This is a genomic window from Opitutaceae bacterium (assembly GCA_041395105.1).
Lineage (GTDB): Bacteria > Verrucomicrobiota > Verrucomicrobiia > Opitutales > Opitutaceae > B12-G4.
On record JAWLBB010000001.1, the window covers coordinates 827,068 to 852,143 of the forward strand.

Genomic DNA, 25,076 nt, shown 5'->3' on the forward strand with positions numbered 1-25,076 from the left:
GACTCAGATCGCGGAGGGCATCAGGACGAAGAGGCCGATGACATCTGGTGGAAGAACGGGTTCGACCGAGACGCGGGAGATGGACCCGAGGTCAGTCTTTACGGCACCGCGGAGACGGGCGTGGTCCTCGGCCAGCTCGCCGGTCCGTTGGCGGACGTAATCGGCAAGAGCGCCCTCAAGCAGGTCCGGCAGGTCGGCCTTGGCCTTGTGGACGAAGCGCTCTTGGGCGGAATTGGCAAGGTTCGCAGATGCCTCGGCCTGCAGCAGTTCACGAACCTCAGCATCGGTGGCGATGATCTCGTCGCCCTGCAAGGCGACGAGAGCAGCCTCCTCGGCCAGCAGGAGTCGCTCCCGCCGGGCGTGGATCGTGAGCTTGTAACGGATGCGTAGCAGTGCTACGCGGGTGAGCTTCGCCACGACACCGGTCTCCCAGGCTCCCACCCGACCGAGACCGAGATCGCCGAGCAACTCGGGATCGAGCGAGGCTTCGACGAGGGACTCGGCCAGCGTGGCGGTGAGCGGATGGGTGCGGGTGAGAAGGATGGCCCCGGACGGTGCGGGCTCAGTCAAGGCAAGACGGACGGAGCCCTTGAGGTTTCGCTGCTCGAGTCGTTCGCGGAGGCTAGCGTCGAGGCCGTGGGTATGGGCGAGAAGGAGGTTCTTCTTTGGTTCGAGGGGGACACCGAAGCGGGCCATGGAGCGCTCGACGAAGAGTCGGGCATCCTCTGGCGAGCCGAGAAAGCGGCGGGCCTTTTCCCACTCGGGGGCGACCTCCTGCGGCTTCATGGCGTTCTGGGCGAAGCGGGCCCGGGACTTTTTCTCGTTCTCGGAGGCGTCTCGCCAGTTGGCATTCATCGCTTCCGTGCTGCCACCGAGGCCGAAGTCGAGCATGAGTTGATCATGCTTCTTCTCGCGGAGCATCATGGCGGCCATTAGGGCATCGGTGACGGGGCCACGCTCATCGGGAAGGGGCACGGTGACGCCGGTGGCTTTGCGGATGTCCTCGGCCTTGCGGAGGATGACCTCGAGGACGGCACCGTCGATGGCGCTATCCGGGGAGAACATGAGGATCGATCGGACCACCGGAGCCGGCTGACCAAAGCGGTCCACCCGTCCTTCCCGCTGCTGGTGACGGGTGGGATTCCAAGACATATCGTAGTGGACGACTGAATCGAAGAGTTGCTGGAGGTTGATGCCCTCCGAGAGGCAGTCGGTGGCGACCAAGATCCGCTGTTTCTCTTTCTCATCTTCCTCCGGAGCCATGTCGGCTACGCGGTCGCGCCGTGCGTCTGGGGTTAGCACTCCGGTAACGGCTTGAACGATGAGCTTAGGGAAGGCCTTGCGGAGGCCGTCGCGAACGTGATCGGCGGTGGCGAGGTAGCGGCAAAAGATGACGGGGTTGGCCCCATCCTCGATGAGGGGCTTGAGCACCTTCACCACGGCTTCGAGTTTGGGATCGGGGGCCGTGGTCAGCTTCTCAGCGTGCTCAACGAGGGCCAGCAACGCGGGATCGGCATTGAAGGGAGCGCCGGGCTCGAGGTCGACGGCATCCTCGTCGTCCCCGTCCTCATCGTAGATCTGGGGTTCGAGCCGCTCGGCCTCGTTGGCCATGCGGTTTCGCAGGGCGCTGAGGGCGGCGGCTGGCGAGGAACCGACACACCGCATGAGCGCCAGCGTTCCCCAAAAGGCGAGTCGTCGGTCTCGCTGCTCAGAGCCGGCCTTGGCGACCACCTCGAAGCAGTAGTCGAGGACGGCCTCGTGGAATTCGGCGTGTTCCTGCGACAGTCGGTAGGGATAGCCCAACTCGCCCTTGCGGTGCTCGTAGGCCTCGTGCTTTGGGAAGGCTCGATCCTCGTCCCACTCGCCATCAACCAAATCGATCCGCCGGCGCTGGACAAAGTGACGGGAAAGTTGTTCCCGGTATTTCGCGTCGTCGAAGTTGAGGGAGCCGAATTCGGGACCAATGAGTGAGAGCAGGCGGGCGAAGGCCTCTTCGTCGCCGGAGTGTGGCGTGGCGGTGAGCAGGACCATCCGCCGTTCCAGGTCCTTGGCGAGGCCGCTGAGCAATCCGAAACGCTGCTGCTTGCCGACACCCGTGCCCACGCAGGCATGAGCCTCGTCCACGATTATGAAGTCCGGGCAGGCCTTGGCGAAGTTGTCGCGGCGCTTCTCGGCCTTGATGTAGTCGAGGCTGACCACCGTGTGGGGGTATGCCTCGAAGAGTGACTGCGAAACCGGCAGCGCCCGTTCCAGTCGGGAAGCACTGCTGGAGGTGACCGGCACGGCGTCAATGCCGAAGCGGGAGTTCAGCTCGATAATCCACTGTTCGACGAGGTGTGGCGGACAAAGCACGGCGAAGGCATCGACCTCGCCGCGATCCATGAACTCTCGGAGGATGAGGCCGGCCTCGATGGTTTTGCCGATACCGACATCGTCAGCGATGAGGAGGCGTGGCACCGGGAGGCGGAGGGCCATGAGCAGCGGCACCAACTGATAGGCCCGTGGCTCGAAGGCGAGCTGGGCCGCCGAGCGGAATGGTCCGGCACCCCGGCGAAGGGTGAGACGGAGAGCGTCGGCAAGGAGGGCGGCCTTCGACTGGACGGTGATCTGGGCATCGTCCGGGAGATCGAAACGGGCGGGCTCGACCGGAGTGAGCTCGAGCTGGGGGTCGAGGAGAGTGACGTCGGCTTCCGTCCCCGAGAGCGGTCGCAGCCTCAGCAGGGATTCCTGGTGTGACGGCATGGCGACCCATTCGCGGCCACGGGCACGAACAAGGTCTCCGGGAGAAAAGGTGCTGCTCATGGGGAATGGTCAGGCTTGAAGGGCGGCAGTCATGGCTTCGGGAATGGTGTCGTTGTCGGGTCTGGCCGGAAGCTCGAACAAGGTCCAGCCCATCTCCTCGGCGTATGTGGCGGCGGCCTCGGTGATGGGTTCGGGGGCTGCGGCGACCCGGTGAAGACGCCACACAAAGGGATATTCCTGCCCCTCGAGGACTGCCTCCCCGGCATCGGGGGCGGGAAGGCCGAGCTGCCTGAAGACGGCCAACCAGCCGGTCGCCTCGTCGGAGGCGGTGCGGGGTGCGGACGGATGGAGCTTTCCTCGGGCGAGGTCGATGAGGAACTGCTTCGCCTGGTCGAGGGTGCGGTCGATCTGCTCGTGATCGGGCTGGTTGAAATAGGAAAGCAGGCAGCGGTAGCAGCCACGAACACAGGCCCCGTGCTGGTCGACCAACTTGGCGGGGTCGCCGGCGGCGATGGCCTCGTCCACCTGGTCGTAGTGCATCAAGGACAGAGCGGTGCGGGCAACGCGGCCCAGGGCAGCGTCGTCGTCGATCAAGCGACCGAGCACGCCGGCCCCACCTTCGGTGGCCTCATAGGTGAGGATGGCCCGGCGGTCATCGCGTGAGGGCAGCGGTTCCCCGAGCACCTCGCCTTCTTCCAACTGGAACTCGAGCTCGATGCCTCGGAGCAGAGCGTGCTGAACGGTGGCGATTGCCGAGTCCCGCTCTTTCTTCTGCCCGGGATCCGATTCAATCTCTCCGAAACCGCCCGCGGTCGCGAGTCGCAGCAGGAGGGCATTCTTGCGGTCGCGAACGATCGGCACGATCCGCACCGGCCTGATGACGTCCGGCGGAGTCTCGGTGCTGTCATCTTCGTCATCCGACTTTGACCAGTAGCCCGTGCGGGGGTCGATGTAGAAACCGAAGATGGTCTGATCTCGGCGGCGCTTGAGGCCCTTGTTGAGGCGGCTGATCTCCGCACTGTTGGCGTACTGGAGCGTGAGCAGGGTGTCCTCGCCGCAGCGGAACTCGGCTTCAGTCACCTCGAGGCGGCCATCGCGTCGGGGCCAAGAGAAGACGGTCTGGATGTCAAACCCCTGGCGAACTCGCTCCTCATCATTGGCTGTGATGCGATCGGCGGGGGCGGCCTCGACATTGTCGATCCGGAGGGTGCGTTGAATGGGAATCTGTCCGGCCATGGACGTGTCGCAAGCATGGCAGCGCTCGACTTCTCCCTCATGGGAGGCCCCGCAGTTCTGGCAGATGAAGATGTCCTTGGTCGCCAGCTCCGAGCCGTCCGCGGTGCGGACCTCCGGGGGCAGCTTGGCCTTCATCACACGGTAGGCACGGCCTTCATGGTAGATGAGGCTCCGCGGGCCGAACTCGGAGATAGCAAGGAAGCGGGCGCGCTGCAGGAACGATCCAGCTTTGCCCTCGCCGGGAATGAAGGCATAGAGGGGAAGACGCGGGAAGTTGTAGCCGGGAAGGAAACCCTCGGTGGCGAGGTAGCGGTAGGAGTAGAAGTCGGATCCGTTGGACGCCTTGCCCTGCTCCAGGATAGCGATCTGGTCGGTCGCCTGCATCTGGGCGGCCTTGACCCGCTGCCGGTCCACTCTCGACAAGCCGGTGATCATGGATTTGGCATTGGCCTCGGCGAGCTGGCTGCGGGCAGAGTGATACAACTCCCGCCAGCGGCCGAAGGCTTCGTCGAAGCGCTTGGGAGCCTCGTTGGCAACGTTCTCGATGAACTCGTCGGGATCATCGAGCCAGACTGGGTGGACTCCGCCCACGGATTCGAGAATCTGATCGAGGACCATCTTCATCGGGCCCTTGGCAGCGGCGGCGAGGGTTGGCTTCTGGATGACCTCAAGCACCTCCTGTTTCAGCGGGTACTCCGGCTGGCTCAGGTTGAGGACGTCCGGGATGTCGGGTTCAAGCGCCAGTTTCGATTCGGCCAGCCAGACGGCGTGGAGATGGGATCGCACGAGTTCCTCGTTGGTGATGTCGAGCGCCGGTGGACGCACGACACCCGCCACCATGTCGTTGCGGCGGCTGAAGAAATACTGATCGTGCGGCGACTGGGCGGCACAGTAGGTGACGATGACGGCGGCCTGGCCCGAGCGCCCGGCCCGGCCGGCCCGCTGGGCGTAGTTGGCCGGGGTCGGGGGGACGTTGCGGAGGTAGACGGCGTTGAGGGCGGAGATGTCGACGCCCAACTCCATGGTGGGAGAGCAAAATAACGCCGGCAGGAACTGGGTCGGCTCACCGGCGAGTTTCATCTCGGGCTTGCTCTCCTCGATCTTCTCGAGGTCGTCCTCTTCGTAACGGAAGCGCCACTCACGCCACTCACGCTGCTTCTGGGAGACCTGGGCGGTGTGTTCGCGGCCCTCCAGACCCCAGTAGGTGCTGCCGTCGCCCTTTAGGTCCGTGGCAATGCTGGTGTAGAGGTCGAGGAAGTAGGTGTTGCCATCAGTCTCTTCGCCCAAGGCCGCCGGACCGGGAACGATCCTCACCGTGGACGGCGAAAGCCGCCACCCCCGGACGTCGGCGTCGACCTCGATCGGCAGCACCAAGCCCTCCTCATGTAGCAGTTCCATGAGGGCGGTGATGGCGTCACGGTATTCGTCGCGTTTCAGTCGGGTGCCGATCACCGAGATGCGGTTGATCTCGCGGCCGAGCCGGGAGGAGACCCCGGCCCGGAGAATGGTCTGCTCCTCGCGGAGGCCGACTTTGTCCTTACCGGGTGCCTGGAGGAACATGGTCGTGTGACCGCGCAGCTGCTCCTTCTGGTCGATGGCCCACGGTGCCCGCAGGAGGTTCCGGGATTTCTGGCTGACGCCATCAAGCACCGTGCGGTCGAGAGCCTCGGTGTTCACAGCCAGGCCCTGCAGGAGGAAGGTGAGGATCTTGACGAGGACTTCACGCCGCTGTTCGTGGGTCAAGTCTACGAGCGCCGGCAGGGCCGCGGAGAGGCCGGCGGTGTTCTCAGCGACCTCGTCAAGCCCGACGAACTCGACCTTGATCAGATCAATATCGGAGAGGCTGGGATTGGTGTAGCGCCATCCACGCCGAAGGTCGGTCCAGACGCGGTGGGCGAGCACCTTGGCCAATGCCCGTTGGGAGTCCTCGCGTCCGACGGCACCGGATTCAGGTTCCAGCATCCAGTGAATGCGAGCCGCCTTGTTGGCCGCGGTAAAGCCGAGGGCACGAACGGTACGGAGCCCGAACTCATCTTCGGTGATACCGTCCGGACCGGCGTCCAACACAGCACGGAGGATCGCCCCCCGCAGGAGGCTGACGTAGAGGAAGTCGTTGAAGTGGCCGGCTTGGAGGGCGGCGTCCTGGCGGTTGTCGGTGAAGCCAAGGAGTTTTCTCTTCTCGGGAGGCATGCTGCTCTCCGGAGCATTCATCCATTCCAAGGCGGTCGAGACGAGGAGTGTCGTTGCGGAACTCCGGCCCTCACCGGACAGGCCGGCGAGCTTGCTCCGCTCCCGCATGCTCGGGTGCGGCTGCTCGTGACAGCACGGGCAGAATCCGAATTTGCCGGGAATGAACCAGAAGGCGGAACCCGAGGGTGCATAGCGTCCATCGGCACCTACGGTGAGGCGCTCCGGGATTCGCTTCTTCCGGCTAGACCGAAGTTTCTCGATCCCGTTTCGGACTTCCTTCCAATCCTCCGGGTAGGTTTCGACCTCACCATTGAATTGATACTCCTTGTCGCCGTCTCCTACCGGTACCAGGTAACCGGCGGTGTCGCCGTCGGGGTCGTCTAGCGGCGTATCATCGATGTTCCGGGGGAGAAACTGGATCCCTTCGGCTTCATCGGCCCGGGTGACGACATGCACCTCGTGCCCGCAGGCACGACAGAAGCGAGTGGGATAGAGTCGCGTGCCGGGTGCCTCGGGGTCCTCGAGCTGGCCCTCGAAGAGCACGCGGCGGGGCGGGGCGGTAAGGGTGGTGAAGAACTCGCCCGCACCCGAAATGAAGCGGTGCAGCTTGAAGGCCAGGAACGCAGCAGAACCGGAGCCACCCCGTGCATCTTCCGGTAGGCTCGCCCGGGTCAGAAAGGTCACGAGAGCCTCGCGGCACACTTCGGCATCGACGCCACTGTCGTCGGACAGCTTCTCCACCGCCTCACTGAACGGAATCGGGTCCTGGCGGCGGAGCTCCTGCCCGTCCTTCAGGCCGATGGCGAGCTCGGACCAGACGGCCAGCGGGTGGTCTCGCAGCACTTCGTCGGTGAGGACATCGGGAAGATCGTTTTCGAGGGCCGGCGCGAGCTGTGATTGGATGTTGTCCAGCTTGAGCGTGTCGTTCGTCGCCCGCTGTAACGACTCGTCAATCACGGCGTCCGCACCGACCGAGGTGCCGAATAGACTTGAGGCCACGTCCGCGACCGCTTCGGCCTTGCTCTGGTCGGAGCCCTCGTTGGCCATGGTGGCGGAGGTTCCGATGCAGATGGGTGCCTTGGCGGGAGTGCAGCGGTTCCGAAGCCGTCGGACCAAGACCGCCACATCAGCGCCCTGACGGCCGCGGTAGGTGTGGAGCTCGTCCAGAACGATGAACTCGAGGCCAGCGGCGTTGGCGATTACCGCGGAGTCCAACTCGCTCTGCCGGGTGAGCAGCAACTCGGCCATCATGAAGTTGGTGAGCAGGATGTCCGGGGGGTTCGCGGCGATCCGTTGGCGTTCCTCGCCGTCCTCCTGGCCGGTGTAGCGACCGACGGTCGGTTTCACCGACTCAGGCAATCCGGATTGGGAGATGAACTTCCCGATCTCCTTGATCTGGCTGTTGGCCAGGGCGTTCATCGGATAGATGATGATCGCCCGGGTGCGACGGGCAGCGCCTGCCTTGCGAGCCCGCACGATGGCGTCCACTATCGGCACGAAGAAGCACAGGGACTTGCCCGAGCCTGTCCCAGTGGTCACCACGAAGCTCTGCCCGGCCTTGGCTTTGGCGACCGACTGTCCCTGGTGGCGGTGGAGGGTGAGAGGACCGTGGCCGAAGCGGAAGATCTTGCCCGTAGCTTCGTCGAGGTCGCCAGATGCGACCAGCTCGTCGATCGTCGGACCGGCCTTGTAGCGGGGGTTGAGGGACAGCAGGCTATCCGGCCAGAAGCGGCCGGCGTTGTACTCGGCTTCGATGGCATTTGCGAGGTCTGCCGACCGGATCTTGGTGAAGGAACGGGAGAAGTTCGCGTAGCGGTCGATGATCCGGTCATCGAAGTCGAATGCTTTCATGGAGGTGCTTATGGGCGGTGCGTCTGGATACTGGAGTGTTGAACAGCGGGCGGGACATTGGCTGACCGAGACGGCCAGCCAAGCCATGCTCAATCAGCCGCGGGGCGCTTTTTCAGATACTCCGAGACCGCATCTCGAAGCACCCAGGCGAGACTGACCTTTTTCTTGGTCGCGATCTTCTCGAGGGCCTCCTTGTCCTCAGTGGAGATGCTGAGCGAAAGCCTGGTGACCGATTCGCCTGGAACAGGATGGCGGGATCGTGGCAACTGCTTCATAATGCACCATAACGAATCATTATGGTGAAGAGGCAAGCCAATTGAGGTTCCTCTGTTATCCGAAGGGTGCCATGAGTACGGCGAACTATTACTGCGAGATTACTGCCAAAACAGGTGCCTCTACGTGCCTTCTCCTGCCAATTACTGCCAATAACAGAGAGCCTGCCCCACTCTGGAATGCAATATTCCTCTGATTTACAATAGGTTTCAGACCCGGCGGACTCGATTTCGACTCCCGCCGCCTCCACCCATTACGCTGCGGAAATCAGTGCGCGCCGTCAGCAGATCACGACGCGATTCTGCGAAAGACAATCATCCCGTCGTATCACCGAAAATCCGGGCAACCCGTAGAGCCACGTCCCAGCGGAGCCCTCACCTGTGATGGTCCGATATACAGCCCTGAGCTCTGCTAGCTACAAATTGAGCCCCACAAAACCCAAACCCGTAATGCTGCCTCCAAGCCGCTTCAGGTCTTTCGCGGCATCCTCTCACCATCCAATCTTGTAGATTGACGTTTATTCCCTAGACTACCAGTGTGAATCGGATAGCCGTCAGTCCAAAAGTCCTCCGCTGGGCGCGGGAACGTGCCGGGCAGGCAGGGTCCGATCTAGAAACGAAGTTTCCGCACTTAGCTAAGTGGGAGGCTGAAGCGGCTCTGCCGACCCTGAAGCAGTTGGAGAATTTCGCCAAGGCAACTCGGGTGCCATTCGGATTCCTGTTTCTGCCAGAACCTCCGGAGATACCTCTACCGTTTGCTGACTTCCGGACGTTGGTGAACCGACGCTCCCAGGGCATCAGCCCTGAGCTGATGGATACGATCCAGCTGATGCAGCGGCGGCAAGCCTGGCTACGGGACGAGCGAATTGAGGCAGGAGCCGAGCCGCTAACCTTTGTCGGTTCTGCAAAAACCTCCGAAAATCCGGCGTCGATCGGCCGGGAAATGCGGCGCGTGGTCGGCCTGGATGATGGCTGGGCGCAACGGGTATCCACCTGGACCGCGGCGATCGGCGAACTGCGTAGTGCAATTGAAAACCTTGGGGTGATGGCCGTAGTTAACGGCGTCGTCGGTAACAACACGCACCGCAAACTGGACGTGAATGAGTTTCGCGGCTTTGCCCTCAGCGATCCCTATGCTCCGCTGATATTCGTCAATGGAGCGGATGCGAAGTCTGCCCAAATGTTTACGCTCGCCCACGAACTGGCGCATCTTTGGCTAGGCGATGCCGGCGAGGGTCTGTCCGGTTTTGTGGGTCTGCAACCGGATGGGGGCGCGGTAGAGACTTTCTGCGACCAAGCAGCGGCCGAATTTCTTGTGCCCGCTGCCGAAATCCGGGCTACTTGGCCAGATATAGCGGACAGCGACGAACCTTTTGAGAAGCTAGCTCGGAAGTTCAAAGTCAGCCCGGTGGTCATTGGGCGGCGGGCGATGGACCTGCGCTTGGTAGATCGAGGCGAGTTCTTCAGCTTCTACCAGTATCACACGAAAAAGGAATTCCAAAAAAGGCAGACCGGAACGGGTGGCGACTTCTACAACAACCAGAATACTCGGGTTGGTCAGTTGTTTGCCACACATGTGATGCGGGCTGCGAAGGAAGGGAGGATCGGCTTTAAAGAAGCCTATGATCTGTCCGGCCTAAACGGCGGCACATTTCAGAAATATGCACGCAAGCTAGGGGTTTCGCTTCCATGAGTGGCGCACCCAGCTACCTGATCGATTCAGATGTGCTGATTACAGCTAAGAATCGATACTACGCCTTTCAAATATGCCCGGGGTTCTGGGACAGCCTGTTGCACGGGCATACACTAGGGTGCGTGCACAGCATCGACAGGGTGAAACAGGAGTTGCTTAACGGAAGCCCCGATGACGATCTTGTGGAATGGGTCAACAACTCGGTTCCGGCAGGATTCTTCTACTCTTGTGGTAATCCCAAAGTCGTTGATGCCTTCCGCGAAGTGATGCTGTGGGCACAACGACACGGCCAATACACCGATGCCGCAAAGGCGAAATTCGCCAGCGGAGCGGATGGCTGGCTTGTGGCCTTCAGCCAAATCAATGGTACGACCGTTGTTACTAATGAACAACCTGCACCCGACTCAAGGAAGGAAATCAAACTGCCGGACGTGTGCAACCAATTCTCTGTCCATAATGAGGATACCTTTTCGATGCTGCACCAGCTTGGCTTCCAGTACAGATTCTAGGAGAAAGCGATGGGGTCGGCCCTTTAGGAGACGTCATCAGGTTGATCTTGTCAGCTGGACAGAGGCGCAAGACTAGCCAACTTCGAGAGCCTATTTGAGGCATGAGCAAAAGGGGTCAGCCCTGAATGGCCCCACGATAAGGGGAGATTCCGGGTCACATTTGCTTGTCAATCGACCATCGGGCACTTTGGCAGCGGGTGTTTCAACAAGCAGACGACCTAGCACTAAAACCCGGGACTATCCTTGGACTCGAGGATCTGTGGGCGGTGCCGTCGGCGCTGTGATTTGTGAGAGTCCGTCAAGTTTTGGGGGAGAAGAAAGGGTCGTCCGTGGCCACGGGCTCCATCAGTCGATCGAGATCGGTGATTTTGAAGTAGGACTGGCCCCGCCAACGTCGGACTTGCATTCCGTGCTCTTTGATGAAGTCGGAAAACGTGTTCTTGCTCATGTCCAGGTACTCCCCGGCCGCGCGCAAACCTCGGATGTAACCGCGCATCTTCTTGTCCTTTGCGGTGCTCCTGTTTTGCCTCGGTTCCATTTCCGGCATAGATCGTGGCGGAGTCGACTTAGGCAGTCCAGAGCGGATGCCGGTTCTGTTCGAGACTTCCCGACTGATCAGATGGACTCAGCATCCAATCCGAGGTGAAGATAGCGGGCTGTGGCGGCCTGGGAATTGTGACCCGCAAAGATCCGGCAATCCTCGAGACTGAATCCATCTTTCCTCCACTGGCTGATGCGGGTATGGCGCAGGCCGTGGAACGTCAGGCCCTCGAGGCCGAGCCGGTTGAGTTCCCGCTTGAAGTAGACGGAGAACTTTGACCGCTTGCTCACATCCTGTAACTCCTCCCGTTCCTCGGGAAACAGGTAGGGCCCGTCTGCCAGGGGAACCGCGGCCAGCGCAGCACGCAGCTCAGGCGTGATCGGCAGGCTGACACGGCGGTCCCGCTTCTCGGTCCAGACCACGATGGTGTTGGGCTTGATGCTGGCCCACTCGAGCTGGATCACATCGCCAAGGCGCAGGGCCGTGGCATAGGAGATCCCCGCAACAGCCCGCCAGAATCCATCCAGCCCGGTCAGGAGCCGCTGGATTTCCTCGGGAGTGTAAGGTCTCACCTTCTTGGGTTCGCGTTGATCGTGGCTCAATCTGCGCAGGTCCACGACCACCAGCCGGGACGGGTTGCCGTGGATGTAGCCCTTGGCCGCCATGAAGGCGTAGAGCGACCGGATTGCGGAGAGCTGCCGCTCCCGGGTCTTGGCCCCGGCCTTGCCCTTGGCGTTGATGAAGGCGTTGATCTCCTTCTCGGCCACTTCACCTGGCGCCCTGCCCTCAAGGTCTGCGTCGGCCAACCAGGATGACAGGATGATCCGGTTGCGCCGGATCGTCAAAGCGGATTGGCCCACGGTGTCGGCCCATTCGGCCCACTCGTCCACCGCCTTGGCCAGGGTCATGCCGTGGCCGGCGATCAGGGTCGGGATGGTGCGCCGGCCGGCATCACCGGCCTTCGAGGCGTGTTCGATCTGCTCCAGGTTGAGGTCCTTAACCATCTGGCGGGCCTCCTTATCGGAGCGGGTCTTCAGGGAGATGCGGCGGCCGCCTACCCTGACGTACTTGTAGCCGTTATCGGCTCGGGTTTTGATTCTCATGGTCTTTATCCTCCGAAGCATCTCACACGGGTTCTCGGATCAAAGGCCGCCAGCCGATGACGATGACGCTCTCGCATACGGGAGAGAGGCAAACAACCTCCCTGAGGTTATTGAAGCCAGCCAAGAGGCCACACGGACGAAGAATGACCACGCGACTGATTCGACAGGAGCCTGTTTGCCGGAACCGTGGCCGGGCGACGATGCCCGCGAGTCTGTTTTGTCAAGCGTCTAGGAAGTCTGGCCCAAGATTGCCTGTTCTAGGGTCTCCGCCACGGCGTTTGCACCCTTCTTGTAGACTGTCACGCAAAGTAGCTCGCCGTTCAGAATAACGCTCCAGAATCTAGTCGGCCACCCTGAAGAATCCACATACCGTTGAACTCTGATATTGACGGGGGTGCCTGCGCGATCGGTTACGGAGGGTCTTTGCACTGCGCTATACCCGGTGCAGTGCCGCGCGACTTCAATTGCGTCCTTTGAATCGCCCCGAACCTCGTTCACTTCTTTGGTATTGGCCTTCATTAACGCCAGTGAAGAGGGGTATGGTTTGGATGCCCGTAATCATCTCTATCCTGCTGTGATTAAGCACCTTGCTAAGAATCTTGGCAGGATGAAACGTTAAGTCTCCATTTTCGATATGTGCACACATTGTTCTCAATATGTCTCCTGCAGAAGGACAGTTAGGGCATGCTTATGCCCTAACACCAGAGGACATGAGCTTCGGAGCGATCGCTAGAGCAGAGGCGCTGAGAAAAAAAGAGGGGGGGAGGGGGCCGGGGAATCGCCGCCTTTCATCCCTGAAATACATAGGCCCTCCGTGAGAACTTTGCTGCAAAAAGGTTTCAGCTACATTCAGTATATTATGAATTTCCAATCAACCAGACTAGGTCCGACTATCGAATCGAACGGTTCATGTTCGGGGCAAAGACGAACAGAGAATGAGTATGGCATTACTCTATTCGATCCGTGCGACCTGAGCGGTATGAATCTCAAGAAAACGGTACAGATTTCCTATGGGCTTTAGTCGCAGATCGCACAGGCCGCAAAGCTGTAGTAATTCACATTTATACTCTTTCTAAACTCTTGCCTGTATTCCTCCTTGGTGACTCGGGTAACATGAATTCCCTCCGCCACAAACACTTCTCCGTCCTTAAAAAACCGACTCATGATCTTGCCGATAACCTTGCGACCTTGAGCCTCATCGAAACTCTGAAGACCCGGAATCTGTATATCCCGTTCCTCACAGAGCTGGAATAGGTCAGTTGCGGTAAGTTCCTTCGCAGGGTCCACAGATTCTGTTAAAGCAGTAGCAACTATTCTCAACCACGAGAGGCCGGGGTTACTGACCCGCCCTTGCGCCTGTTCGTGTCCATCCATGAGAGGGCCGCACTTCAAGAGATTCTGACAAATCCAGTCTAGATTCTGCGCCCATCCCCGAAAATCATGACGGACCTCGCTAGTTTTTGGACGGCCGTGCCCTGCCCAAGCCTTTACAACGGCGAAGACACAGCCTAGGTAATATGCTTGATTGCCTTTAACATGTGAAAGAAGGTCACCTTCAGCGTACTCTTTGAACCGCCTCCCTTTGGGCTTTCTGATGCGAATGATCGTTGATCGGTTCGCCAAGTCGCGAGTTGTCTCAAAGCCATTGCTCGTGACCTGGAATAGCACTCCGCGTGAATCCACCATTACCTCTCCTCGGTGCGGGACGCGAGCGGCCACGGGACCATCTGCGGTGACTACTGCCTCTAGGAACTGCGTATTCATTCTCCCTCTGAGATTATCGAGCAGAAGAAACGTCTTCCCAGAAACCAACGCCGTAGAGATTGATTCATCAACGCTGCCAACCCCTCCATTCCGCTGGCCAATGATATACGGAAGTTCTCCATAGACAGCCGCCACGACTTTCTGACGGTAAGTCTTCCCTGACTGGGACGCATCTGCTTCTGAAACGTCGACAGGTACAGAAGATTGCAGCCATCCGCCAATTTTCAGGGCTGGTGTAATCAAGGATGCCATCGCACGAGCACGGTCACCGTCGGATTGGAAGTCGAAGTCCTGAACCAATTCTCTCAGCGATTGAACGGCCCGCTCGAGTGGCACATCCGGTGGCAACTCCCCAGATGAAACAAGCGTTCCTCCGTTTGCATCATGATAGCCCGGCCCTAATACGTTACCGGTCGTCCCGGTCGGAACGATGACCGGCGATCCCGTGATCAGCGCTACCGGTGGCAGTAGATTCTGAGCTTCAGAGGTTGCGAGAAGCGCTTTTGCCATATCATTCGGGCAAGTTGCCGGCTTAAGGACCATCTCGTTATAGCGTCCCATTCGCCAAGCGAGTACTAGATGTCCGAAACCTTCTATTCTCGATCGGAAAGCCTCAGGCTGGACGATGGCCAAGGTATGCCCGCGATGGTCTATTACCAATTCCATGACTCTCCCCGCACGAACAAACATCCGTCTCGTGGGAGAGATACCGGAGAAGATCTGCTGGGCTGATTCCGAAATGGATACATCGCCCGATGGTAAGACCCAAAACTGATTTTTCCTTCCAGAATCCGCCGATTGTGAGGGATCGCAGAACGAACCTTCGACAGGGTCTGGACGTGCGATTTCCTCGGCAACGCTCGGATCAAGGAGATTTTGCAGAGACTGTTTCAATTTCTTGAAGCCCCATGCATCTTCCTAGAGGCTGGGTGATTGCTATGAGGCATCTTCGATGAGAGCTATATCTAGTTCTTCTTGCTCCCAATTCTGGCCATCCAGTGGAGGAGCGACTTTGGAAGTCCAGCAGTTTGTAGCGAGAGCGTCTGGCACATTGCTGGCACTTGCTGCCATCAGAACGTCGGAGAGATCGGAACCGCTAAGGTTCAGCCAAGGATCAAGAGACACTCTACTCACCTTTCGTGCTCCCAGTCGGTAGAATTCGCGGGCCCAGGAGCTACAAGCCTGTTCTCCAGCTCGATCCCTGTGCGGGTAAATGACTACCTCACGATCGTCAATAAACTGGCCCGATTCCTCTGCAAGACGAGAGACTCCTGCGCCGAGGATCCCAACTGGAGTGTACATTTTGGATGTATCCGTGAGAATGCTCCAGATAGCGATGAAGTCTGGCTCGCCCTCGGCAACTAGCAGTATAGAGTCGGGAACTGCTAGGTGAATGCCGACAGGCCAGGATTTGGAGGAGTGCTTTAGGGAGCGGGACTTCGGTGTTCCATCGAGGCAATTCCAGTTCTTGCCATCGAGTCGACGGGCCGAGACGTTTCGCTGCATGGGATCAAGCACGAGCCACGCACGAACCTGTTCCCATGAATTGCTCCGGGACATACGGTCAGGCATTGTAGCAAATCCAAGACATCCGGCCGTAGCCGCCCTCTTTATTCCCTGCATCGAGGGCCATTTTCGCACGGCTGCCAAAGCCCTGTGATCAAGTTCGGTTCCTTCGCTAAAGTCGCAGGGCAGCTCGATCTTTGACTGACCTGATTTCGGTTTCGACCCAATTCGAGACCGAAAAGCCCCCGAGTTTTGGGCGGACGACTCAGGTTGGCGAGGTCTCGCTCGCAAGAATGAGACGGCTGCCGCAAAATCGCAGTCCAAAGCGATCTGAATGAATTTGAATACATCACCTTTGAGGCCGGTTGCGTGGTCTTTGAATGCTTTTCCGTTTTCGAAGATGGAGAAGGATGGGTTTCGGTCTTCGCGAAAAGGTGAGGATACAACTCCATCATGAACAGGCTGCGGCGGTGGAAGACCAAGGGAGGTCCAGACCATAAAGATTGAGTTGGCTTCCTTTAGAAGACGTAGGTCATATGGCTTGTCTGGAAATCGATTACGGGCGCCGTTATCGTCCAGCGGCGAAGAGATCCCCATGGTCTTCACGATGACTTCTTTCCTTCCAGTGCTTTTCGGATTTCACGTTGAGCTCGGAGTCGTCGTTCCTGGCGGGTGCTGAGACCGAGCAGAGAGGCTCGCTTTGACGCTGGCAGTTGCCAGAAGATTGCCTCGGCGAACGCCATATGCTGTTGTGTCGCGGCAGTCTGAATCTTGGCAGCCTCAGCCAATTCCCTTATAGCTCTGGCTAACTCGAGTGCATACATTTTGTCCGCCTCAAGGCCCTGTGGCATTTTGGTATAGGGGTTCTCCGACATTAGCGAGGTAGGTTCCGTGGCCAAAGGAGGTCGAGGTCCCCCTCCGAAATCTGTCTGAAGGCGAGAAGCCTAAGCCAATGTGCGCATGCTCGTAGAGAGAACTTAAGCATATGCCGGCTGTTCACTTCGTCGTAACAGTGCGTTGTCGCGAGTCTAGGTCCCCATTCTTTGATAATCTTCACGACTTCGAAGAGGTCCGAGAAGTAGCTCGCGCGTTTCACAGAATCCCATTCCGAATAGATGGGCGGCTCTGCCTAGTTGGGACCCGAGGACTGTTGATTTGGTGTCGGAGTCCTGATCTGTGCGTCTTCTAGAATCTGACGAACGAGGCTGGATAGAGAACGTGAACCTTGCGCCCCAGCTAGTCCTTCGAGCCAGATTCTTAACTCGAGGGGCAGTCTCAGTGTAACGGAAACGAATCGTTGGTAATCCTTAGTCATCCCGCAATTGAGGATTCGTTAGTAATCTTTAGCAAGCAAGAAATGTTTGATTCTTGCGGATTTTCTGATCTTGATGACCACTGTTATGCCAAGACCGCGATCACCACGGATCAAAAACAGTGTCAAAACTACGATCACGATCCCTGGAGCACTGTTTGAGAGACTGAAACGAGCAGCAGGTGCTGACAACAGATCTGTTTCGTCCTGGATCACGCCTTTGCTGGAGAAGGGGTGTGACTCTTGGGAGGCACAGGATGAAGCCAAATCCGTGTTCGGATTGACCGACCAGTCTGACTCCAAAGGTCAGATTGAACCACAGGTGTTAAGGAAAATCGCCTCTGATTTAGGAACTACCTCCTTCGAGAAATACGTAGGGATGCTCGATGACCTGGAGTCTCACTTGGAGACTATCCGCCAACTCCAGAAATCGAACGAGATACTCCGACTGACCCTTCTGAGAGACGTAGCTCCAAGCCTTCCGAAAGGGAAACGGGAGTCTTTCTCTTGTTCGGTGCGAGAAATGGGTATGCGGAAACCCTAGATTGCTTTAGTCACCTGCCCACTGGACGCCCACTAAAAAGTGCTACAGTGCTCGAGTTCGAATCTCGCCGGCCCGACCATTATCTTCTCGAAGAATGTACTTTGTGTATATCCTGCAAAGCCACTCGACCGGGCGCTTCTACGTTGGCCAGTGCGACGACTTGGTCCGGCGATTTCACGAACACCAATCAGGGAGAAATAGCTCCACCCGGAATCGAGGACCTTGGTGGATGCCCTATCATCGGGGATTTGAGACTCGTTCTGAGGCGGTAAGGTGGGAGCGGGAGATCAAGGCCAAAAAGAATCCGCAGAGCATCAGGCGTATTATCCGTCAGGCCTACCCAGGCTTGGATTTGCAGATCTAGACCGGCGCGTCCCGAGCGCGCTTCGCGCCTCGGGAAGGTCGCGAGTTCGAATCTCGCCGGCCCGACCATTATCTCTTTCCGAGCGGATCGATCTTCCGGTGGGCCGGGGCAGTCCGAATCCTACCCGACCTTCACCACGGTTTCGGTCTGCAGAGACTCTATGGCGGCGGCCAGCACTTTCTGGGCAGCCAGGCCGTCCGCCCCGGATCCGTCGATCTGATCCGGTTCCGCACCTTCGTTCAATTGCTCGACGAAACGACTCAGGCGGTTGCGGAAGGTGTCATCGAAATCGCGCATGCCGCCAAAGAACGGATTGGTGTAGACGGTTTTCTCCAGGCTGCCCGCCGGATAGAGCGTCACTTCCCTGAAGATGTCGTCGATGACAAAGCGGCCCTTCGTCCCGGCCATTTCGACCCGTTCCATCGGGTGGCCCCGCTCGATGTCATAACTGCCGGTCAGGTGTCCGAGTGCGCCACTCCTGAAGCGCATGTTGAATTGGGCCGTTGACCAGATTTCGCGGCCGGGTGCTTTTGTGGCGAAGCATTGCACGGCTTCGATGTCGCCACCGAAGTGCCGCATGATGTCCACCGTATGGGGGTGCAGGGCCTTGATCTGAAACCACGGCGAAGACTCCCGGGGGTTCTTGATCCACATGCTCACATTCATGAACAGCGGGTGTCCGATTCGCCCCTCATCGACCCACTTTCTGGCCAGGCGGGCTGCCGGTGTGAAGCGGTGATTCAGGTTGATGCCGTAGCAGAGTCCCTTCTCCTTCGCCTTGGCCACCATCGCTTCGGCCAGGGGGATTTCGTTGCAGATCGGCTTTTCTCCCAGGACATGGAGACCGGCTTCGAGCGCTTCCATGGTCGGCTCATAATGATCGCGACCGTATTCGTGCCCGGCCGTGGCCACGCTGACCATGTCGAGTTCCACCCCGGCGATCATGTCCTGAACGGAGGTGAAAGCAGGCACGCCGAAGCGCGCTTTCCCCGCCTCCGCCCGTGGATTGTCCCGATCGCACACAGCCACGAGCTGCGCCTGCTCCATCGACTGGTAGAGTCCCGCGTGTTTGCTACCGATGGGACCCAGACCAATGACGCCGACACGTTGAACCTTCATTGCGGCAGGCAGATGCGGATCAGGCGGGCCGGCGCTTTTCCGGGGGCAGGGGATGGGGGCGGACGACGGCCCCGTCACGCTCATAGGACTCGATGGCCGCGAAGGTGTATTCCAGCGTGGCCAGGGCATCACGGCCCGAGGCCCGCAGGAGGTGCTTGGGTACACCCTTGCTGACGTCCTCGACGAAAGCGTCGATGCGCGGCTGAAAGGTGAGGCCGAAGTCGGTTTTTCCCGTGTTGGTGACCACAGGAGCGGGAGCCTGTCCGATCTTGAGCTTTTCCGGGGCCGCGGCGCCTTCTGATCCCGGTGTCGGGAAGAAGGTCAGTTTTTCCACACAGTTCTCGATACAGAAGGTTCCCTTGGAACCGCCCACCTCGACACTCCACCAGCCTCCCAGCCCCATGGTGGCGTCGCCGCGCTGGCTGAAGAGGTAGCCGACGGTGCCGTTGGCGAAGAGCACGTGGATGCTGTTGACGGATACCATCGGGTCGTTCGCGTTGCGGCGGAACCCAGGTTGCCCCATGAACGCCTGGAGCTTCACGATATCTCCGCAGAAGTAGCGCATGATGCTGAAGGGGTGGGCGAGGAAGGCCTTCACGTGTGCGTAGGGGAAACCCTCGAAATTCGCATTCTTCGCCGGGCCGGGATAGTTGATCTCTCCGCCCGGGAATCCCATCCGGTGCAGGCAGTATATGGGTTCGCCGATCTTGCCCTCGTCAGCCAGTTTCTTGGCCAGGCCGGCCGGCTCGGTGAAATAGTGGTTCAGGTTGCAGCCGAGATAGAGGTCCTTCTCTTCAGCCAGCCTGACCATCTCACGGGCCTCGTTGATGTCGTTTGAGATGGGTTTCTCGACCAGGACATGCTTGCCGGCCCGGAGTGCCTGCATGGTCGGCTCGAAATGCCAGGATCCGTTTTCGTTGCCCCCCGTGGTGACGTCGATGATGTCGAGGTCCGGGTGGGCTTCGAGCACTTCCGCCAGGGAATAAAACTCTTCGCAACCGTGTTTCTCGCCGGCTTCGTCGGCCTTGGCCTTGACCACGTCGCAGACCGCCACCAGATCGGCGGCCGGATTGTTCCGGTAGCAGGTCGCATGAATGTTCCCGATACCGCCCATTCCAATAACAGCTACTTTCATCATGGTTCGTATTCCTTACCCATTGGGACAAACCGATTTGACCCTTGCGTGTTGCACCTTCTGAAAACGTCGCCCGACTTTCGTCCGGAGACGACTCAATTCTACTCGAATTCGATCAATTGCCTTCTCCAGTCCGTCGCTCGGGGTGTGCGCCAGATGGGTTTTCTTGTTGAACGGGCCGGGCCGGTCCGAGAATCCTGTGGATGACCATGGAGAACGACGCCACCACGAATGCAAAGCCCCGGCTCTGGTCCCTGGTCTGGCAGGATGGGCGGCTTCTCTTCCCGCTGATGCTCGCGGTCGGCATCGTCAGCCTGTCGGGGACGGAAAATCCGGCCGCACCCGGAGGGATTCCCTCTTTCGACAAGATCGCCCATTTCTGCGTCTTCGGGCTCCTCGCCACCCTGATCCTGCGGATGATCCCGGACGGTTCCCGGACGTTTCTTGCGGCTGCGGCTGTGGTTGCTCTGGTGTCCGTCTTTGGCCTGACCGACGAGTTCCATCAATCGTTCACCCCGGGTCGTTCGGTCGAATTTGCCGATTGGGTGGCGGATACCCTCGGGGCGCTGACGGCGGTCGTGGTCTACTGCCGCTGGCACGCCTACCGCAGGATCATGGAGTATCGACCGGTCCGAAAACAGGGCTGACAGCAAGGGTCGACCTCGCCTGAATGGAGACATGGGTCCAGACGAAGCCAGGACACGGATCGAGGAACTCCGCAGGGAAATCGCCGCCCACGACAGGCTCTATTATCAGCAGGCCGCCCCGACCATTGCCGATCAGGACTACGATCGACTGAAGGCCGAGTTGGCGGACCTGGAAGGCTCGTATCCGGAGCAGGCTGCGGGTGACTCGCCGACGCAGAGGGTGGGCGACGACCGCCTGCCCGGCTTCGAGCACTACCGGCACCGGGTGCCCATGCAGAGCCTCGACAATACCTATTCCGAGGAAGAATTGCGGGCATTTCATGAGCGACTGGTCAAAGTCCTCGGACGGGAGGACCTGCGCTACCTGGTAGAGCCCAAGATCGACGGGGTCGCGGTCAGCCTGACCTATGAGGACGGCATCCTTGTCCGGGCGGTTACGAGGGGAAACGGGGTCGAAGGCGACGATGTCACCGAGAACATCCGCCTGATCCGTTCACTGCCGGGTCGGCTCCCGGGCAGTGGATTTCCGCCGATCATCGAGATCCGTGGCGAGATCTTCATGACCAATGAGGAGTTTCGCCGAATCAATCAGTTGAGAGAGGAGGATGGTCTCGAGGTCTATGCGAATCCGAGGAACCTGACCTCGGGAACGGTCAAGCTCCTCGATCGGCGGGAAGTCGCCGCCCGGCAGCTGGATATTGTTCTCTACGGACTCGGTTACCATGAAGGTTTCCGGATTGAGACCCAGGGTGATTTCCACCGCCTGCTCGGGGAGTGGGGTCTTCCCACCGTGGAAATGAAGTGGTCGGCGGACGGGATGGATGCGGTCTGGGCGGCGATTCAGGAGCTGGATTCGCGGCGGGCGGATTTTGCCTATGCCACCGATGGCGCCGTGATCAAGCTGGATTCGGTCGCGGCCCAGCAGGAGGTCGGATCGACCTCGAAGGCCCCCCGCTGGGCCATCGCCTACAAGTTTGCCGCCGAGCGGGCGGAAACCATCCTGCGGGCCATCAGTATCCAGGTGGGCAGGACAGGGGTGCTCACTCCGGTGGCGGAGTTGGAGCCGGTCCAGCTGGCGGGAACCACCGTATCCCGGGCCACGCTTCACAATGCGGAGGAAATCGCGCGCAAGGATGTCCGGGAAGGCGATACGGTCTCGGTCGAGAAGGCGGGCGAGATCATCCCGGCGGTCATCGCGGTCAATCTGCAGAAACGGCCGGCCGGCTCCGTGCCTTATGTTTTCCCGAAAGCCTGTCCGGTCTGCCGGACGCCGACTGTTCGATTGGAGGGGGAAGTGGCCCAGCGTTGTCCCAATCCCAATTGTCCGGCGCAGGTGCGCCGCCGGCTCGGCCATTTTGCTTCAAAAGGTTGCCTGGACATCGACGGAATGGGTATCGCCGTGGTCGACCAACTGGTCACGCGCGGGTTGGTTACCCGTCTGCCGGATCTCTATCGTCTGGACCGCGAATCACTGCTCGGACTGGAAAAATTCGCCGCGAAATCAGCGGACAATCTGCTGGCGGCCATCGAGGCGAGCAAGACGGCCGAGCTCTGGCGGGTTATTCACGGTCTGGGCATCCCGCATGTCGGTGCGACCACGGCCCGCGACCTGGCCCGCGCTTTTCCCTCCCTCGAAACCCTTGCGGCCGCTGAGGAGAACGCGCTGGTGGCGGTGGAAGGCATCGGGTCCGTCCTGGCGGCGGCCATCCGGACCTATTTTGAGCAGGAGGCGAACCGGGACCTGCTCCGGGAACTGAAGGAACTCGGATTCGAGCCGACGGGTCCGGGTGAAGGGGTGGGAGCGGGCGGGAGCCTCGCGGGAAAGACCTTCGTTCTTACGGGAACCCTTCCTTCGATGACCCGGGACGAGGCCCGCGCCCTGATCGAAGGGGCAGGCGGGAAAGTGACCTCGGGGGTGAGCCGGAAGACCGACTATGTGGTGGCGGGCGAAGAGGCCGGCTCCAAGCTGGCCCAGGCGGAGAAACTCGGCGTCTCCGTGATCGACGAGGCGGGTCTGCGGGGATTGATCGAGCGGCCGGCCTGAAGGGACGGTCGGCAAACCAACCGTAGTGTGCTGGAATGGCGCTTAGTCGAGGGTTTTGATCGTTGTTTTGTCTCGGACAATCGTTGCGGCTGGCCGGGGACGTCCAGCCCTACCATGCATGCTCCGTTTTCAGGTGGTAGGGCGGGGCCTCCGGACCCGCCGTCGAAGAGCAAACAGAGCTTTGTTGGCTCATCGCGCCTTGGCGCTAACGAAGCGCCATTCTAGGTTGCTACGTTTGGTTTGGGACCTGAAAACCAAACGTAGTATCCTACGGTTGGTTGTGGAGTGGATACCCGACGCTCGCCGCGTTCCGGATTCAGAATCCCTGCTTCTGGAGTTGGCGGCTGAGTTCCTGCTGGAAGACGGCGATGTCGTCTTCGCTCGGACGGTAGCCGGCGGCTCCCGGGTCGAGGGCGAGGCGGCCCAGCTGGTCGAGGGCCCAGGATGCCTTGACCCCGTCGCTGAAGACGACGTTGCCGCTGACCACCGTGCCGGGCCGGGTGATCTTGTCGACTTCGACGGTGACGGCGCCGGTCCCATCGGCTTCGAGATCGAAGACCTCGCTGTCGGCCGTTCCGGCTTCCCGGGCAGCTGATGTCCCTGTGGCGGGAGCGGCAAAGTCCGGGGTCTCGGCCGGCTTGACCTTGTCTTTCAGATCGAGTTCGAGGTCATCGATGAGGAATCGGGCGTCCATGAAGGTGATCCCGATCTGGAATTCCTCCTTCAGTCGCTTCTGCACGTCCGCTACGGACGCACCCTCCTCCACCCACTTCCCCACGGCCACTTTCTGTTCTGCGGTCAAATCCATCATGAGGGTCGCAGTGTCGGGGCGGGGATGGCGGCGGTCAAGCCGGGTTGTGTGTCCCCGGCCCGGCCTCTTACTTGGCCATTTGGCTCTTGAGGAATTCCACGCTGTTGCGGACCGACTGATCCTGCTCCATCATGTTATCGACTGACTTGCAGGCGTGGATGACCGTACCGTGGTCCCGGCCGCCGAAGTTCTCGCCAATCTCCTGGAGGGAATGCTTGGTCAGATTCCGGGCCAGATACATGGCGATCTGGCGGGGGATCGCGATATTGGCCGGGCGGCGCTTGCTGACCATGTCCGAAGGACGCAACTGGTAGTATTCGGCCACCCGCTTCTGGATGCCATCGATGGTGATCTGCCGCTGGGCCTCCTCCATCAGGACATCCCGGAGCAGGTCCTCAACGATCGTGAGGTCAAGCTTCCTGCCGGTCAGCGCCGAGTAACTGGCCACCTTGATCAGCGCCCCCTCGAGACGCCGGATATTGCGGACGATGTGTTCGGCGATGAAATCGATGATCCCGCTGTCGATCTTGAAATGGTGGGCGTTGGCTTTGGCGCGCAGGATGGCGACCCGGGTTTCAAAGTCCGGCGACTGGATGTCGGCCATCAGGCCCCATTGGAAGCGGGATACCAGACGGCTTTCCAGCTTGGCGATTTCGTTGGCCGGTCGATCGCTCGAAAGGAAGATCTGCTTCTGGGATTCGAAGAGATCGTTGAAGGTATGGAAGAACTCCTCCTGAATCCGCTCCTTGCCGCTGAGGAACTGGACGTCGTCGAGCAGGATGACATCGACATTGCGGTACCGCTTGCGGAAGCGGGTCAGGGTGTTTTCCTGGATCGCGAGAATGAACTCGTTGGTGAACTTCTCCGACGAGAGGTAAGCGATGCGGGATTGCGGGTTGTTCTTCAGGATGCTGTGCCCGACAGCGTGCATCAGGTGGGTCTTGCCCAGTCCGGTCTCGGCATAGATGAAGAGCGGGTTGTAGGCGTGGGCGGGCGCCTGGGCGACCGCCATGGACGCGGCATGGGCGAGCTGGTTGTTTGAGCCGACCACGAAATTCTCAAAGGTGTTCCGGGGGTTGAGGCTACCGGTGGTCTTGCGATCCTCGCCCGTATGGCGGGCCGTCGGGCGCGTCGCCGGGGTGGGCTTGTTCCGGGAGGCGGCCCGATCGGCATCAACCACCGGATCCCCGCCTTCGCGGGCCATCTCGACCTTGATCCGCATCGGGTGGCCCGAGGCAACCCGGGCCAGCTGCGAAATCAGATCGAGGTAATTGTCGTGGATCCAGATGGCCGCAAAATCATTGGGGGCGCCCAGAACGAGGGTCTCATCGGACTCCTGAAGGCATCGGATGGGCTTGAACCACATCTCGAAAATATCCTTGGGCAGCTGTTTGGCCAACTCGGCTCGAATCGTCGGCCAGCAGGAGGTCAGAGAGGTGGTGGGCGGCATGGGCGTCGGACAGGGGAGGGAAGGTTATTCACATACGGGATTCCCGGGAATCGGGACACCGCTCTGACCGCAACCGACTCGAACGCTCAGCCTGGAAAAATGGGTGATCCTTCAGAGGTGGAATATGGATACGCTGTTAAACGTATAAACTACTGAGGGATAATGGTTTGGCTAAAAAGGCTGTGAGTTGATTCGATTGCGTGCAGGGCGGACCAGAATTCAGGGGCCGTTTGGCAGATCCCA

Annotated in this window: 14 protein-coding genes; 4 read left to right on the forward strand and 10 right to left on the reverse strand. The window is 59.9% G+C overall.

What is annotated here, in order from left to right:
- Window positions 1-3 precede the first annotated feature (3 nt).
- The 3 genes from R3F07_03240 to R3F07_03250 form a co-directional block, all read right to left on the reverse strand.
- Window positions 4-2,802, reverse strand: coding sequence for a DEAD/DEAH box helicase (locus R3F07_03240; protein MEZ5275379.1), 2,799 nt, complete (start codon window positions 2,800-2,802; stop codon window positions 4-6).
- A 9-nt stretch (window positions 2,803-2,811) separates the two neighbouring features.
- Window positions 2,812-8,019, reverse strand: coding sequence for a DEAD/DEAH box helicase (locus tag R3F07_03245; protein MEZ5275380.1), 5,208 nt, complete (start codon window positions 8,017-8,019; stop codon window positions 2,812-2,814).
- Window positions 8,020-8,108: 89 nt separating this feature from the next.
- Complete coding sequence (locus R3F07_03250; protein ID MEZ5275381.1) at window positions 8,109-8,294, reverse strand: ribbon-helix-helix domain-containing protein; 186 nt, start codon at window positions 8,292-8,294, stop codon at window positions 8,109-8,111.
- Between the two features lie 535 nt (window positions 8,295-8,829).
- Between R3F07_03250 and R3F07_03255 the strand changes: the two genes are divergently transcribed.
- Both R3F07_03255 and R3F07_03260 read left to right on the forward strand, forming a co-directional pair.
- Entirely contained in the window at window positions 8,830-9,984 is a 1,155-nt protein-coding gene (locus R3F07_03255; GenBank protein MEZ5275382.1) for an ImmA/IrrE family metallo-endopeptidase, read from the forward strand.
- On the forward strand, window positions 9,981-10,493 hold the full coding sequence (locus R3F07_03260) for a DUF4411 family protein (GenBank protein MEZ5275383.1): 513 nt from the start codon (window positions 9,981-9,983) through the stop codon (window positions 10,491-10,493). Before R3F07_03255 ends, R3F07_03260 begins: the two co-directional genes overlap by 4 nt.
- A 298-nt stretch (window positions 10,494-10,791) precedes the next feature.
- On the opposite strand, the gene R3F07_03265 is transcribed toward R3F07_03260, so the two are convergent.
- The 5 genes from R3F07_03265 to R3F07_03285 all read right to left on the reverse strand — a co-directional run bounded on the left by R3F07_03265 (window position 10,792) and on the right by R3F07_03285 (window position 19,884).
- Window positions 10,792-11,040: a hypothetical protein gene (locus tag R3F07_03265; protein ID MEZ5275384.1), complete on the reverse strand. Its 249-nt coding sequence runs from the start codon at window positions 11,038-11,040 to the stop codon at window positions 10,792-10,794.
- 68 nt (window positions 11,041-11,108) lie between these two features.
- Window positions 11,109-12,137, reverse strand: coding sequence for a tyrosine-type recombinase/integrase (locus tag R3F07_03270; GenBank protein ID MEZ5275385.1), 1,029 nt, complete (start codon window positions 12,135-12,137; stop codon window positions 11,109-11,111).
- A 1,017-nt stretch (window positions 12,138-13,154) separates the two neighbouring features.
- Window positions 13,155-14,411: a hypothetical protein gene (locus R3F07_03275; protein ID MEZ5275386.1), complete on the reverse strand. Its 1,257-nt coding sequence runs from the start codon at window positions 14,409-14,411 to the stop codon at window positions 13,155-13,157.
- 3,336 nt (window positions 14,412-17,747) lie between these two features.
- On the reverse strand, window positions 17,748-18,746 hold the full coding sequence (locus R3F07_03280) for a Gfo/Idh/MocA family oxidoreductase (protein ID MEZ5275387.1): 999 nt from the start codon (window positions 18,744-18,746) through the stop codon (window positions 17,748-17,750).
- A 19-nt stretch (window positions 18,747-18,765) separates the two neighbouring features.
- Window positions 18,766-19,884: a Gfo/Idh/MocA family oxidoreductase gene (locus R3F07_03285; GenBank protein ID MEZ5275388.1), complete on the reverse strand. Its 1,119-nt coding sequence runs from the start codon at window positions 19,882-19,884 to the stop codon at window positions 18,766-18,768.
- 200 nt (window positions 19,885-20,084) lie between these two features.
- Here R3F07_03285 and R3F07_03290 point away from each other — a divergent pair, with 200 nt between their 5' ends.
- Window positions 20,085-20,528: a VanZ family protein gene (locus R3F07_03290; GenBank protein MEZ5275389.1), complete on the forward strand. Its 444-nt coding sequence runs from the start codon at window positions 20,085-20,087 to the stop codon at window positions 20,526-20,528.
- Between the two features lie 31 nt (window positions 20,529-20,559).
- On the forward strand, window positions 20,560-22,572 hold the full coding sequence (gene ligA / locus R3F07_03295) for an NAD-dependent DNA ligase LigA (protein MEZ5275390.1): 2,013 nt from the start codon (window positions 20,560-20,562) through the stop codon (window positions 22,570-22,572).
- A 316-nt stretch (window positions 22,573-22,888) separates the two neighbouring features.
- Here the strand turns inward: ligA and R3F07_03300 are convergent, their stop codons facing one another.
- Both R3F07_03300 and dnaA read right to left on the reverse strand, forming a co-directional pair.
- Window positions 22,889-23,383: a hypothetical protein gene (locus R3F07_03300; GenBank protein ID MEZ5275391.1), complete on the reverse strand. Its 495-nt coding sequence runs from the start codon at window positions 23,381-23,383 to the stop codon at window positions 22,889-22,891.
- A gap of 67 nt (window positions 23,384-23,450) precedes the next feature.
- Window positions 23,451-24,833, reverse strand: coding sequence for a chromosomal replication initiator protein DnaA (gene dnaA / locus R3F07_03305; protein ID MEZ5275392.1), 1,383 nt, complete (start codon window positions 24,831-24,833; stop codon window positions 23,451-23,453).
- Window positions 24,834-25,076 lie beyond the last annotated feature (243 nt).

What these genes read in the sequence shown, in the direction of transcription:
- R3F07_03240 (MEZ5275379.1), bottom strand. Translation starts at nt 2,802, where the DNA reads ATGAGCAGCACCTTTTCTCCCGGAGACCTTGTTCGTGCCCGTGGCCGC.
- R3F07_03245 (MEZ5275380.1), bottom strand. Translation starts at nt 8,019, where the DNA reads ATGAAAGCATTCGACTTCGATGACCGGATCATCGACCGCTACGCGAAC.
- R3F07_03250 (MEZ5275381.1), bottom strand. Translation starts at nt 8,294, where the DNA reads ATGAAGCAGTTGCCACGATCCCGCCATCCTGTTCCAGGCGAATCGGTC.
- R3F07_03260 (MEZ5275383.1), top strand. Translation starts at nt 9,981, where the DNA reads ATGAGTGGCGCACCCAGCTACCTGATCGATTCAGATGTGCTGATTACA.
- R3F07_03265 (MEZ5275384.1), bottom strand. Translation starts at nt 11,040, where the DNA reads ATGCCGGAAATGGAACCGAGGCAAAACAGGAGCACCGCAAAGGACAAG.
- R3F07_03270 (MEZ5275385.1), bottom strand. Translation starts at nt 12,137, where the DNA reads ATGAGAATCAAAACCCGAGCCGATAACGGCTACAAGTACGTCAGGGTA.
- R3F07_03275 (MEZ5275386.1), bottom strand. Translation starts at nt 14,411, where the DNA reads ATGGCAAAAGCGCTTCTCGCAACCTCTGAAGCTCAGAATCTACTGCCA.
- R3F07_03280 (MEZ5275387.1), bottom strand. Translation starts at nt 18,746, where the DNA reads ATGAAGGTTCAACGTGTCGGCGTCATTGGTCTGGGTCCCATCGGTAGC.
- R3F07_03285 (MEZ5275388.1), bottom strand. Translation starts at nt 19,884, where the DNA reads ATGATGAAAGTAGCTGTTATTGGAATGGGCGGTATCGGGAACATTCAT.
- R3F07_03290 (MEZ5275389.1), top strand. Translation starts at nt 20,085, where the DNA reads ATGACCATGGAGAACGACGCCACCACGAATGCAAAGCCCCGGCTCTGG.
- ligA (MEZ5275390.1), top strand. Translation starts at nt 20,560, where the DNA reads ATGGGTCCAGACGAAGCCAGGACACGGATCGAGGAACTCCGCAGGGAA.
- R3F07_03300 (MEZ5275391.1), bottom strand. Translation starts at nt 23,383, where the DNA reads ATGATGGATTTGACCGCAGAACAGAAAGTGGCCGTGGGGAAGTGGGTG.
- dnaA (MEZ5275392.1), bottom strand. Translation starts at nt 24,833, where the DNA reads ATGCCGCCCACCACCTCTCTGACCTCCTGCTGGCCGACGATTCGAGCC.